This window comes from Streptomyces sp. NPDC056373, assembly GCF_042262425.1.
GTDB lineage: Bacteria > Actinomycetota > Actinomycetes > Streptomycetales > Streptomycetaceae > Streptomyces.
The window spans coordinates 205,553-218,320 of sequence record NZ_JBHJPX010000012.1 but is presented as its reverse complement, the minus strand read 5'-3'; the positions used below and the strand labels follow the sequence as shown (position 1 = coordinate 218,320).

The 12,768-nt window shown below is 67.2% G+C and carries 11 protein-coding genes; 4 read left to right on the top strand and 7 right to left on the bottom strand.

Features of this window, described 5'->3' with window-relative positions:
- Positions 1-25 precede the first annotated feature (25 nt).
- Positions 26-1,507, bottom strand: a complete 1,482-nt coding sequence (gene dnaB, locus ACFCXS_RS26155; protein ID WP_358280283.1) for a replicative DNA helicase — start codon at positions 1,505-1,507, stop codon at positions 26-28.
- A 460-nt stretch (positions 1,508-1,967) separates the two neighbouring features.
- On the opposite strand from dnaB, the gene ACFCXS_RS26150 reads away from it, so the two are divergent.
- Complete coding sequence (locus tag ACFCXS_RS26150) at positions 1,968-3,305, top strand: MATE family efflux transporter (RefSeq protein WP_376645757.1); 1,338 nt, start codon at positions 1,968-1,970, stop codon at positions 3,303-3,305.
- A 168-nt stretch (positions 3,306-3,473) separates the two neighbouring features.
- On the opposite strand, the gene rplI is transcribed toward ACFCXS_RS26150, so the two are convergent.
- The 4 genes from rplI to rpsF form a co-directional block, all read right to left on the bottom strand.
- Complete coding sequence (gene rplI / locus ACFCXS_RS26145) at positions 3,474-3,920, bottom strand: 50S ribosomal protein L9 (RefSeq protein ID WP_033309881.1); 447 nt, start codon at positions 3,918-3,920, stop codon at positions 3,474-3,476.
- 18 nt (positions 3,921-3,938) lie between these two features.
- Positions 3,939-4,175, bottom strand: a complete 237-nt coding sequence (rpsR, locus tag ACFCXS_RS26140) for a 30S ribosomal protein S18 (RefSeq protein ID WP_003949403.1) — start codon at positions 4,173-4,175, stop codon at positions 3,939-3,941.
- 45 nt (positions 4,176-4,220) lie between these two features.
- Positions 4,221-4,817 (bottom strand): single-stranded DNA-binding protein, encoded by a 597-nt coding sequence (locus ACFCXS_RS26135; RefSeq protein ID WP_376645756.1) that lies wholly within the window; start codon positions 4,815-4,817, stop codon positions 4,221-4,223.
- A 70-nt stretch (positions 4,818-4,887) separates the two neighbouring features.
- On the bottom strand, positions 4,888-5,178 hold the full coding sequence (rpsF, locus tag ACFCXS_RS26130) for a 30S ribosomal protein S6 (protein ID WP_030847098.1): 291 nt from the start codon (positions 5,176-5,178) through the stop codon (positions 4,888-4,890).
- A gap of 263 nt (positions 5,179-5,441) precedes the next feature.
- Between rpsF and ACFCXS_RS26125 the strand changes: the two genes are divergently transcribed.
- The 3 genes from ACFCXS_RS26125 to ACFCXS_RS26115 all read left to right on the top strand — a co-directional run bounded on the left by ACFCXS_RS26125 (position 5,442) and on the right by ACFCXS_RS26115 (position 8,150).
- Positions 5,442-5,747, top strand: a complete 306-nt coding sequence (locus ACFCXS_RS26125; RefSeq protein WP_361938421.1) for a hypothetical protein — start codon at positions 5,442-5,444, stop codon at positions 5,745-5,747.
- A 168-nt stretch (positions 5,748-5,915) separates the two neighbouring features.
- Entirely contained in the window at positions 5,916-7,037 is a 1,122-nt protein-coding gene (gene femX, locus ACFCXS_RS26120; protein ID WP_031137685.1) for a peptidoglycan bridge formation glycyltransferase FemX, read from the top strand.
- A gap of 81 nt (positions 7,038-7,118) precedes the next feature.
- Positions 7,119-8,150 (top strand): alanine racemase, encoded by a 1,032-nt coding sequence (locus tag ACFCXS_RS26115; protein WP_376645755.1) that lies wholly within the window; start codon positions 7,119-7,121, stop codon positions 8,148-8,150.
- 101 nt (positions 8,151-8,251) lie between these two features.
- Here ACFCXS_RS26115 and ACFCXS_RS26110 read toward each other — a convergent pair whose 3' ends face one another.
- Positions 8,252-9,766: a glycosyltransferase family 87 protein gene (locus ACFCXS_RS26110; RefSeq protein ID WP_376645864.1), complete on the bottom strand. Its 1,515-nt coding sequence runs from the start codon at positions 9,764-9,766 to the stop codon at positions 8,252-8,254.
- A 121-nt stretch (positions 9,767-9,887) separates the two neighbouring features.
- The gene (locus ACFCXS_RS26105) at positions 9,888-12,539 is read right to left on the bottom strand and encodes a transglycosylase domain-containing protein (protein ID WP_376645754.1); all 2,652 of its coding nucleotides are present in this window, start codon (positions 12,537-12,539) and stop codon (positions 9,888-9,890) included.
- Positions 12,540-12,768: the final 229 nt, after the last annotated feature.

Below are 12,768 nucleotides of genomic sequence, written 5' to 3'. Positions count from 1 at the left end.
ATCCGAGGCCCTGCACCTGGTCGGATCAGGTCTGGGCCATGTCAACGAAGCGTGAGTAGTGGCCCTGGAAGGCGACCGTGATCGTCGCCGTCGGGCCGTTTCGGTGCTTGCCCACGATGATGTCCGCCTCGCCCGCCCGCGGCGACTCCTTTTCGTAGGCGTCCTCGCGGTGCAGAAGGATCACCATGTCGGCGTCCTGCTCGATGGAACCCGACTCACGCAGGTCGGACACCATGGGCTTCTTGTCCGTGCGCTGCTCGGGACCACGGTTGAGCTGGGAGAGCGCGATCACCGGAACCTCCAGCTCCTTGGCCAGGAGCTTGAGGTTCCGGGACATGTCCGAGACCTCCTGCTGACGGCTCTCGGAACGCTTGGAGCCACCGGCCTGCATCAGCTGCAGATAGTCGATGATCACGAGCCTGATGTCGTTGCGCTGCTTCAGCCGACGGCACTTCGCACGGATCTCCATCATCGACAGGTTCGGGGAGTCGTCGATGTAGAGCGGTGCGGACGACACCTCGGGCATCCGGCGCGCCAGACGCGTCCAGTCCTCGTCCGTCATGGTGCCGGACCGCATGTGGTGAAGCGCGACGCGGGCCTCCGCGGACAGCAGACGCATCGCGATCTCGTTGCGCCCCATCTCCAGGGAGAAAATGACGCTCGGCAGGTTGTGCTTGATCGACGCGGCCCGGGCGAAGTCCAGGGCCAGCGTCGACTTGCCCATGGCGGGACGGGCAGCGATGACGATCATCTGCCCCGGGTGCAGGCCGTTGGTGAGCGAGTCGAAGTCCGTGAACCCGGTCGGCACACCGGTCATCTCGCCGCTGCGCGAGCCGATCGCCTCGATCTCGTCGAGCGCGCCCTCCATGATGTCGCCGAGCGGGAGGTAGTCCTCACTGGTCCGCTGCTCGGTGACCGCGTAGACCTCCGCCTGGGCGCGGTTGACGATCTCGTCGACATCGTCGTCGGCCGCGTATCCCATCTGCGTGATGCGCGTGCCGGCCTCGACCAGGCGGCGCAGGACGGCCCGCTCGTGAACGATCTCCGCGTAGTACGCCGCGTTGGCCGCCGTGGGCACCGTCTGGACGAGGGTGTGCAGATACGAGGCCCCGCCGACCTTGTTGATCTCGCCCCGCTTGGTCAGCTCGGCGGCGATCGTGATGGGGTCGGCCGGCTCGCCCTTGGCGTAGACGTCGAGGACGGCCTGGTAGATCGTCTCGTGGGCCGGCTTGTAGAAGTCGTGGCCCTTGAGGATCTCGACAACGTCGGCGATGGCGTCCTTGGACAGGAGCATGCCACCGAGGACGGACTGCTCGGCGTCGATGTCCTGCGGCGGTACCCGCTCGAACGACGGGGCCGACCCACCGTCCCACGCCCCGTTGTCCCTGCCGCGCTCGTGCTGTTCGTCGCGACCCCGGGCTCCGTCACCACGTCGGCGGGAAGCGGGCAGACGATCACTGGGGCCGCTGTCGGCCCACGGGTCGTCCAAGGGCTCGGAAATGCTCACCGAGCCACCTCCTCCCGTCCGCCGAAGCAGACCTAGCCGTGCCCCTCTTTTCTACGGCACGGCACTGACAAATAAGAGGCCCAACTCCGTTTGGCACGCGCCGGTTTTGTGACGTTTTACAAACCGGCGGACGGAGCGGGCGCCGGACTACCGTAGGCCTGTCGGCACCGTCAGCCAATCTGGTTATCCACAGGCCATGTGGACGACGGCCCAGATGCTGTGGAGAACTGCGCGAAACCTGTGCACGACCCGGTGGACAGGCCTGTGAACAAGCCGCGACTCTCACCAGGTCAGACCCATTGACCTGCACCTTTGCCGTCCACGGGCTGTGCAGAAGAAAAACTTTCCCAACCGGCCCAAGATCACCTCGAACAGTGCGCAGCAGTGCGCACACCGAGACGAGAGGTAAGGGTCACAAATCCTTTGTGTCTCTTACCTGTGGACGATTAGATTGGTGCACATGACACAGGCCCCCGCGCGCCACCCCTCTGGCCGGAGACAGCACGATCGAGAGATCATCGCGCTGGCCGTGCCTGCCTTCGGTGCCCTCGTCGCCGAGCCCCTCTTCGTCATGGCCGACACCGCCATCGTGGGCCACCTGGGCACGGCTCAACTCGCCGGTCTCGGCGTCGCCTCGGCCCTGCTGCTGACCACCGTCAGCGTCTTCGTCTTCCTGGCCTACGCCACAACGGCCGCGGTGGCCCGTCGTGTCGGCGCGGGCGACCTTCAAGCCGCCATCCGACAAGGCATGGACGGCATCTGGCTGGCTCTGCTCCTCGGCGCTGCCGTCGTCGCCGCCGCACTGCCCACGGCACCCCATCTCGTGGACCTCTTCGGCGCTTCGGACGCGGCAACTCCCTACGCGATCACGTATCTGCGCATCTCCGTGCTCGGCATTCCGGCCATGCTCGTCGTCCTGGCCGCAACGGGTGTCCTGCGCGGGCTGCAGGACACGAAAACCCCGCTCTATGTCGCCATCGCGGGCTTCGTCGCCAACGGTGCCCTCAATGTCGGGCTCGTCTACGGTGCCGGTCTGGGGATCGCCGGTTCGGCGTGGGGCACCGTCATCGCCCAGTGCGGCATGGCCGCGGTGTACCTCGTAGTGGTGCTGCGAGGAGCACTCGAACACGGCGCCTCGCTGCGCCCGGACGCTGCTGGGATCAGGGCCTCGGCGCAAGCCGGTGTCCCCCTGCTTGTGCGTACCCTCTCGCTGCGGGCAGTCCTGATGATCGCCACGGCGATCGCAGCCCGTCTCGGGGATGCCGACATCGCCGCCCACCAGATCATCCTCTCGCTGTGGAACCTGCTGGCTTTCGCCCTCGACGCCATCGCCATTGCGGGGCAGGCCATCATCGGGCGCTACCTCGGAGCCGGTGACACCCAGGGCGCACGGGAAGCATGCCGCCGCATGGTGGAGTGGGGAATCGCTGTAGGCATCGCCCTCGGCCTCCTGGTGGTTCTCGCCCGACCGGCGTTTCTGCCTCTGTTCACCAGCGATCCGGCCGTCACGGACGTCGCGCTCCCCGCTTTGATCATCATCGCCCTCTCCCAGCCGATCTGCGGCATCGTCTTCGTCCTGGACGGCGTGCTGATGGGCGCCGGCGACGGCCCCTACCTCGCCTGGGCGATGCTGCTCACCTTGGCGGTGTTCACGCCGGTCGCTCTTCTGGTCCCGGTACTGGGTGGTGGACTCACGGCTCTCTGGGCCACGATGACGCTGATGATGACCGTGCGGATGCTGACCCTGTGGCTTCGTACCCGCTCGGGCCGGTGGATGGTGACGGGTGCTACCCGCTGACCGTTTCACGTGAAACGGTGCCTGTTTCACGTGAAACAGGGAGTGCTCCACAGAACGCGGTGTTTCACGTGAAACATCGAGCCGCCCGGCAGGTCGGCACCGAGCAGACACGAATGGGGCCGCACCCCTGAGGGTGCGGCCCCATCCCTTACTGCTTCAGCGCGGCACTCAGGCCGCGACGACCTCGATGTTGACCTTGGCGGCAACCTCGGGGTGCAGACGCACGGACGTCTCGTGAGCGCCCAGCGTCTTGATCGGCGAGCCGAGCTCGATGCGGCGCTTGTCGACCTCGGGGCCACCGGAAGCCTTGATCGCGGAAGCGATGTCGGCCGGGGTGACGGAACCGAAGAGACGACCGGCGTCGCCGGAGCGAACGGCCAGACGGACCTTGACGCCCTCGAGCTGGGCCTTCACAGCGTTGGCCTGCTCGATGGTCTGGATCTCGTGGATCTTGCGAGCACGACGGATCTGCTCGACGTCCTTCTCGCCACCCTTGGTCCAGCGGATAGCGAACTTCCGCGGGATCAGGTAGTTGCGAGCGTAACCGTCCTTGACGTCGACGACGTCGCCCGCGGCACCGAGGCCGGAGACCTCGTGGGTGAGGATGATCTTCATGAGTCGGTCACCCTTCCCTTATCGCGCGGTGGAGGTGTAGGGCAGCAGCGCCATCTCACGGCTGTTCTTCACGGCCGTGGCGACGTCACGCTGGTGCTGCGTGCAGTTGCCGGTCACGCGGCGGGCACGGATCTTGCCGCGGTCGGAAATGAACTTCCGCAGCATGTTCGTGTCCTTGTAGTCCACGTACGTGACCTTGTCCTTGCAGAAAGCGCAGACCTTCTTCTTCGGCTTGCGCACAGGCGGCTTAGCCATGGTGTTTCTCCTGTGTGATCAAGAAGTGTGAGTGCGAACCCGCCCCTAGAAGGGGGGCTCGTCCGAGTAGCCGCCGCCACCGCCGCCGCCGGAGTTTCCACCCCAGCCGCCGCCACCGCCCTGGTTGCCACCGGCGGGAGCGCCGGTCGCCCACGGGTCGTCGGCGGGAGCGCCGCCACCCTGCTGGCCGCCACCGGGGCCGCCGCCCCAGCCGCCGCCACCCTGGGCGCCGCCACCGCCGCCGCCGAAGCCACCCTGGCCACCCTGTCCACCGCGACCGCTGGTCTTGGTGACCTTGGCCGTGGCGTTGCGCAGGCTGGCGCCGACTTCCTCGACGTCCAGCTCGTAGACCGTGCGCTTGACACCCTCACGGTCCTCGTAGGACCGCTGCTTCAGCCGGCCCTGCACGATGACGCGCATGCCTCGCTGGAGCGACTCGGCGACGTTCTCCGCCGCCTGACGCCAGACCGAGCAGGTCAGGAACAGGCTCTCGCCGTCCTTCCACTCGTTCGTCTGACGGTCGAAGGTGCGGGGGGTGGACGCGACACGGAACTTCGCGACCGCCGCACCGGAGGGGGTGAAGCGCAGCTCGGGGTCGTCGACAAGATTGCCGACGACCGTGATGACGGTCTCGCCTGCCATGGGGGAACCTCTCGGCGGGTTTGCTCTGGCTGCTTGCTACTCGAATCCCGGAATCAGCTGAGCTGGAAGCTCAGTGGGTCTCGGGACGGAGGACCTTGGTCCGGAGGACCGACTCGTTCAGGTTCATCTGGCGGTCGAGCTCCTTGACGACCGCAGGCTCGGCCTGCAGGTCGATGACCGAGTAGATGCCCTCGGGCTTCTTCTTGATCTCGTACGCGAGACGACGACGGCCCCAGGTGTCGACCTTCTCGACCTTTCCGCCGCCGTCACGGACGACAGAGAGGAAGTTCTCGATCAGCGGAGAGACAGCGCGCTCCTCGACCTCGGGGTCGAGGATGACCATCACCTCGTAGTGACGCATGTGTAACCCACCTCCTTTGGACTCAGCGGCCACGGTCGTTCCGTGGCAGGAGGGTTGTGATGCGTAGGCAACGGTATCGGCCACCACTGACAATCAGGGTCTCTCGCGAGAAGCCCAGCCATGACATGGGCAGACACCGGTGCGGACGGTACAGAGTACCCGCACAGCGGCTTGCGGTTGAAATCCGGCCGTCAGGGCAGCCAATCTGTACACATCGGGTGTGTATGGCGCTACGATGCGCCGACTTTCGCAGGAGGTGCCCTATGGCACAGGCATTGCGACCCAACACCGCCGGCGGCCTCTTCGCCACGGACGGCAAGCCCCATCCCCTCCAGGACACCCTGCTCGCGGTGACCCTGGTGCTGGGGCTCACGTCGTTCCTCACGGCGATCATCGACGAGGACCTGCATCTGCTCAGCTCCTGGGCCGGTCTCGTGGGCATCCTCACCGGCGCGTACGGCCAGTGGATCTCCGAGACGACCCGCGAGCGCTTCGGGCTCATCCTCGGCCTGGGCGCATCGGGCGTCGGGTTCTTCCTGGGCATGGCGCACGGCGGCCTCATCGGCTGACGCCGGGACACCTCCTCAACTGAACACCGGGTCACGCCCCGGCCGGCCCCGGGCCGGGGCGTTGGTCCCGTACGCCCAACCGGCGCGCTCCCAAGGCGCAGTAGGCTTCGCGCGAGAGCCGGAGCCCCTGTACCCATGGGGACACCCCAGCCCGAGGAGCGCCCCTAAATGAGCCTGACCCTGAGGACCATCAGTCGCGAGCAGCATCTGGCCTACATCCAGAGCCTGCCGTCGGCGAGCCACATGCAGGTCCCGGCCTGGGCTGACGTCAAGGCGGAGTGGCGCTCCGAGAACCTCGGCTGGTTCGACGACCGCACCGGCGAGATGGTCGGTGCCGGCCTGGTCCTCTACCGGCAGCTGCCCAAGATCAAGCGCTACCTCGCCTACCTGCCCGAGGGCCCGGTCATCAACTGGTTCGCGCCGAATCTGCAGGAATGGCTCGAACCGATGCTGGCGCACCTGAAGCAGCAGGGCGCGTTCTCCGTGAAGATGGGCCCGCCGGTGATCATCCGGCGCTGGGAGGCCCCCTCGATCAAGCAGGGCATCCAGAACCCGGACGTCAAGCGCCTGCGCGACATCGAAGCCGACCACATCGAGCCGCGCGCCTTCGAGGTGGCCGACAAGCTGCGCCGCATGGGCTGGCAGCAGGGCGAGGACGGCGGCGCCGGCTTCGGTGACGTCCAGCCCCGCTACGTGTACCAGGTGCCGCTGGCGAACCGCTCCCTGGAAGAGGTCCACAAGAACTTCAACCAGCTGTGGCGCCGCAACATCAAGAAAGCCGAGAAGGCCGGCGTCGAGGTCGTCCAGGGCGGCTACCAGGACCTCGAGGAATGGCAGCGGCTGTACGAGATCACCGCCGTGCGCGACCACTTCCGGCCGCGCCCTCTGTCCTACTTCCAGCGCATGTGGACGGCCCTCAACACCGAGGACCCCAACCGCATGCGGCTGTACTTCGCCCGCCACAACGGCGTGAACCTGTCGGCGGCGACGATGCTGATCGTCGGCGGGCACGTCTGGTACTCCTACGGCGCATCCGACAACATCGGCCGTGAGGTCCGCCCCTCGAACGCGATGCAGTGGCGGATGCTGCGCGACGCCTACGCGCTCGGCGCCACCGTCTACGACCTGCGTGGTATCTCCGACTCGCTGGACGAGACCGACCACCTCTTCGGCCTGATCCAGTTCAAGGTGGGTACCGGCGGCCAGGCGGCCGAGTACCTCGGTGAGTGGGACTTCCCGCTGAACAAGCTGCTGCACAAGGCGCTCGACATCTACATGTCGCGCCGTTGATGTCCTGTTCAGTGCTTCTATACCTCTGACATACGGAAACCGCCGATACACGGCACCACGAGAAAGGTTCCAGGTCCGGCCATGGCGCTCACGCTCTACGTCGACACCGCGCGCTGGCGTGCGCACCACAAGCACGTGCAGGAACAGTTCCCGGGCCTCGTACCGGTCTGCAAGGGCAACGGCTACGGCTTCGGGCACGAGCGGCTGGCGGAGGAGGCCACACGGCTGGGGTCGGACGTCCTGGCCGTCGGCACGACCTACGAGGCCGCCCGCATCAAGGACTGGTTCGGCGGGGACCTGCTGGTGCTGACGCCGTACCGGCGGGGCGAGGAACCGGTGCCGCTGCCGGACCGGGTCATCCGCTCCGTGTCGTCGATAGACGGCGTCTACGGCCTGGTCGGCGCCCGCGTGGTGATCGAGGTGATGTCCTCGATGAAGCGGCACGGCATCAGCGAGCAGGACTTGGCGCAACTGCACGCCGCGATCGAGAACGTCCGCCTGGAGGGCTTCGCCATCCATCTCCCGCTGGACCGCACCGACGGCTCGGACGCCGTCGAGGAGGTCATCGGCTGGATGGACCGGCTGCGTGCCGCCCGGCTGCCCCTGCACACCATGTTCGTCAGCCACCTCAAGGCCGAGGACCTCGCCCGGCTCCAGCAGCAGTTCCCGCAGACCCGTTTCCGGGCCCGCATCGGCACACGGCTGTGGCTGGGGGACCACGACGCCACCGAGTACCGGGGCGCGGTCCTGGACGTCACGCGTGTCGCTAAGGGCGACCGTTTCGGCTACCGCCAGCAGAAGGCGGCCTCCGACGGCTTCCTGGTGGTCGTGGCGGGCGGTACGTCACACGGGGTGGGCCTGGAGGCTCCCAAGGCCCTGCACGGCGTCATGCCGCGCGCCAAGGGAGTCGCTCGCGCCGGCCTCGCGACGGTGAACCGGAACCTTGCTCCGTTCGTCTGGGGCGGCAAGCAGCGCTGGTTCGCGGAGCCGCCGCACATGCAGGTCTCCATCCTGTTCGTCCCGGCGGACGCGCCCGAGCCGCAGGTCGGCGAAGAGCTGGTGGCCCATCTGCGGCACACCACCACGCAGTTCGACCGGATCGTGGACCGCTGACCGTCGCGTCGCACCGTCCCTCGCAGCACAGCGAGAAGGCCGTACACGGCTTCCCGTGTACGGCCTTCGGCGTTCCCGCTACGGCGTCTCGCGCCGTTCGCTCAGAGCGAACCGCCCGTCGCGCCAGGCTTCCCCCACTCGACCGGCGTCCCGCCGTCGAACTGGGCCGTCTCGTGCTTCCGTGGGCGGGCCGCTGGACCGAGGACGAAAATGTCCTCGGCACCGTCGAGGACTCCGCCCGAGGGGTCGTCCTCACCGGACCGGCGCACGGGATCCCGCTCCGGCATGAAGATGTCACGCACGACCATCACGCACAGGTACAGCGTCCCCAGCAGATGCAGGCCGATGGCCCAGTGGTAGCCGTCTGTGGGCAGCCCCTTGTGGGCCTCTCCGCTCGTCGTGTACGCGAGGTACAGCCAGATCCCCAGGAAGTACGCCACCTCGCAGGCCTGCCAGATCAGGAAGTCCCGCCACTTCGGACGGGCGAGAGCGGCCAGCGGCACCAGCCACAGGACGTACTGCGGCGAGTAGACCTTGTTGGTGAGGATGAACGCCGCGACGATCAGGAAGACGAGCTGAGCGAACCGCGGGCGGCGCGGGGCGGTGAGTGCGAGGGCCGCCACGGCCGCACAGCACACCAGCATCAGCACAGTCGCCAGTGTGTTGACGGTGTCGGTGCTGAGCGGGTCGTCCGAGTTCTGGGCCATGATCAGCCAGAAGGAGCCGAAGTCGACGCCTCTTTCCTGGCTGAACGTGTAGAACTTCGACCAGCCCTCGAAAGCGAACAGCATCACCGGCCCGTTCACGACGACCCAGGCGACGATCGCGCCCCCCAGGGCCGTGCCGAACTCGCGCCACCTGCCCGCGCGCCAGCACAGCACCATCAGTGGCCCGAGGAGAAGGAAGGGATAGAGCTTGGCGGCCGTGGCAAGCCCCAGCAGCACGCCGAAGGCCAGGGAGCGGCCACGTGACCACATCAGCATCGCCGCGGCCGTCAGGGCGACCGCGAGGAGGTCCCAGTTGATGGTCGCCGTCAGCGCCACGGCGGGCGCCAGGGCGACGAGCAGGCCGTCCCAGGGACGCCGGGCGTGGGTGCGGGTCACGCAGACGGCGATGACGGAAGCACACACCATGAGCATTCCGGCGTTGACCATCCAGTACCACTGTTCCTGGTCCTGGATGGCGCCGCTGCCGGGCGTGAGCCAGGAGGCGACCTCCATGAAGACGCCCGTGAGCACCGGGTACTCCAGGTACTGCATGTCGCCGGGAAGCCGGTCGAAGTACGGCACGAGCCCGTCGGCGAATCCGCGCCCCTGGTAGAGATGCGGGATGTCCGAGTAGCACGCGTGCGTGTACTGGGAGCTGGCGCCGAAGAACCAGGCGCCGTTGTAGCAGGGCGCCTTCTGGACCAGGCCGAGGGCGAACATGCCGATCGCCACCAGCGCGATCACCCGCACGGGCGTCCACCAGGACGACCCGAGCAGGGCACGCCTCCCGAGCGGACCGCCGATCAGCTCGCTGCCGGCCGCGGCGACCTCGTCCTCCTTGGTCGGCCGCACCGGCTCCCGCTCATGGACGCTCGCTTGCGTCGATTCTGCACTGGGCATGCCGCACATCCTGCCGTACGTGCCTGGGAATACGACGAGGGCCGCCGTACCCCGAAGGTACGGCGGCCCTCGTTTCACGTGAAACATCCTCGCGTTTCACGTGAAACACCCAAGCCGGGCGATCGGTCGGCTATCCCTCGGGGCCTCCGAAGATGCCGCCGTTGCCGTTACCTCTACTGTTGCCGCCGTCCGGGTTCGTATCGGTTGGCGTGGGCTCGGGGGACACCCCTCCGTCGGTGCCTCCATTGTCGGTGCCGCCGTTCTGCGCGCCACCGTCGTTCTCACAGCCGAAGAAACCGCAGGTGTTGCTCGGCGACGGCGAGGGAGAGGGGCTCTCGCTGGCCGAGGGGCTCGGCGACTCGGGCACGGTCTCGCTGGGCTCCACGCTGGGCGTGGGCTTCGGCGTCGGAGCACCCAGCTCATCCTGGATCTCGCCGATCTCCTCGGCCTCCGGGAAGCCGGGGTCGCTCTCGCCCTTCAGCGCGGCCTTCATGTACTCGGTCCACACCAGCGTGGGGACGTCACCACCGTGGATGGACTTCTCACCCGCCGTGCCGTTCATGGAGAGCAGCCTGGCGCTCTTGGGGTCCTCACGGAACATCGCGACCGACGTCGACAGCTGCTGCGTGTAGCCGACGAACCAGGCCGACTTGTTCTCGTCGGTGGTACCGGTCTTGCCGGCCGCCGTACGGCCCAGGGACAGCGCGTTCTTGCCCGTGCCGTTCTGGATGACGTTCTCCAGAACGTTCGTGACGTTGTTGGCCACCTGCTCGGGGATCGCCCGCGTGACCCTGGGCGGATCGAAGCCCTCGACGTCCTTGCCGTTGGACTTCACGCTGGTCACCGAGTACGGGGCGGCCTGCTTGCCCGCCGCGGCGAACGTCGCGTAGGCATCGGCCATACGGATCGCACTGGGAGTCGACGTACCCAGCGCGAACGAAGCGTTGAGACCGGCGAAGCTGCTGTCCAGGATGCCGGCCTTCTCGGCCACGTCGGCCACGTTCTTCATCCCCACGTCCATGCCGAGTTGCACGAACGGCGTGTTGACGGACTGCTCCATCGCCTTGCGCAGGGAGATGTAGCCCCAGGGGTAGTCGCTCTCGTTCTCCTGGAAGAACGGGGTGTTGTCCTTCTTCAGGACGTAGGAGCCGTCGTTGTTCTTGACCTTGAGGTGGTCGTTGCCGTTGTACTTGCTCAGCGGCGAGAGGGGGCCCTTGCTCCGGTAGGTGCCGTGCTCCATCGCCGCGGCCAGTACGAACGGCTTCCACGTCGAGCCGACCGGCACACCCGCGGTGTCCGCGTTGTTGTTGAAGTGGCCGTTCTCGTATCCGGCGCCGCCGTAGAGCGCGACGATCGCGCCGTCGTTGGGCTTCACGGACGCCGCACCGAACTGGACATGCTTGTCCAGCTCACGGTTCTCCGGGTCGAGCTTCTCCTTCTCGACCTTCTTGACGGCCTTCGTCAGCGCCTCGACCTTGCCCTTGTCGAAGGTCGTCTTGATCTGGTAGCCGCCCAGGTCGAACTGCTTCTCGGAGATGTTCGAGTGGTTCAGGACGTACTTCTTGGCCGTGTCCGCCAGGTAGCCGATCTGACCGGTCATGCCCTTGGACGCCTTGCGGGGGTCTGGCTCGGGGTACTTCTTGATCGCGTCCTGGTACTGCTTGTCCGTGATCCTCTTGTCGTTGTGCATCTGCTCGAGGATCCAGCCCCAACGCGCTTTGGATCGCTTGCGGTTGGCAGTGGAGGTAGCCGTTTTGTCGATGCTGTCGTTACCCGCGGGGTCGTAGTACGTCGGACCCTTGAGGAGCGCGGCGAGGAAGGCGGACTCGCTCGGGGTGAGGTATCTCGCCTCCTTGCCGTAGTAGGCCTGGGCGGCGGCCTGGATGCCGTACGCGCCGCGGCCGTAGTACGAGGTATTGAGGTACCCCTGGAGGATCTCGTCCTTGGAGAGCTTCGTGCCCACCTTGATCGAGATGAACATCTCCTTGAACTTACGGCTGAGCGACTGTTCCTGGCTCAGGTAGGTGTTCTTGACGAACTGCTGGGTGATCGTCGAACCGCCCTGCGTGTCACCGCCCCGCGCCATGTTCGCCAGAGCCCGGGCGATGCCCATGGGGTCGACGCCCCTGTCCTGGTAGAAGCTCTTGTTCTCGGCCGAGATCACCGCCCACTGCATGGCCTTGGGGATCCGGTCGATCGTGACGTTCTGCCGGTTCTGACCACTGCCCGCCGCGACCATCTGGCTGCCGTCGGACCAGTAGTAGACGTTGTTCTGCGACGACGCGGCAGCGTTCTCCTCGTTGGGGACGCCCACCATGGCGTAGCCGATGCCCGCCACGGCCACCAGGCTGCCGAAGAAGGCGATGCACAGCCCGGAGACGAGCTTCCAGGACGGCATCCAGCGCTGCCAGCCGTACTTACCGGCTCGCGGATAGTCGATCAGCCGCTTCTTGTCGGGGACGGCGGCCGCGCGTCCCCTGCCCCGCCCAGGCCCGTTCGGCCCACCGGGGGCGGCGCGCCGGCCGCCACGGGCCGGCTCGGCCGCTCTGCGGCGGCTGCCACCCGTACTTCTCTGCGCCGCACGACGGGCCTCGGCTCGGCTGCCGTACTGACGCTCCTCACCCCCCGAGTCGTACGCGTCCGACCCGTAGGAGTCGGACGGAGACCCGGTGGCGCCTCGCGGTGCCGCACGGCGGCCGGGGGACGAGCCGGACTGGCCGCGTCGGGCCGCGGCACGTCCGCCTCCCTGCGGCTGCGGCGGTTTGCGACGGTGCTCGCTCATCGAACGACTACTCCTCGGGCAGGCGCACCCCTGCGCGCCTGGAAACGGCGGCTTGTTTCCGGTCCCCCCGAAGTACGGATGCGGTCGGCTCCGCATTCATCGGTCCCGCATGCACCCGTACTACACCGAAGACCACGACGCTCTCAGGCGTCACTCGGTTCCCGGTGATGTGCATGGCGCACAGACTACGCACCGCCAAAACCTGCCGAGCACCGAAGTTCACCTCAAA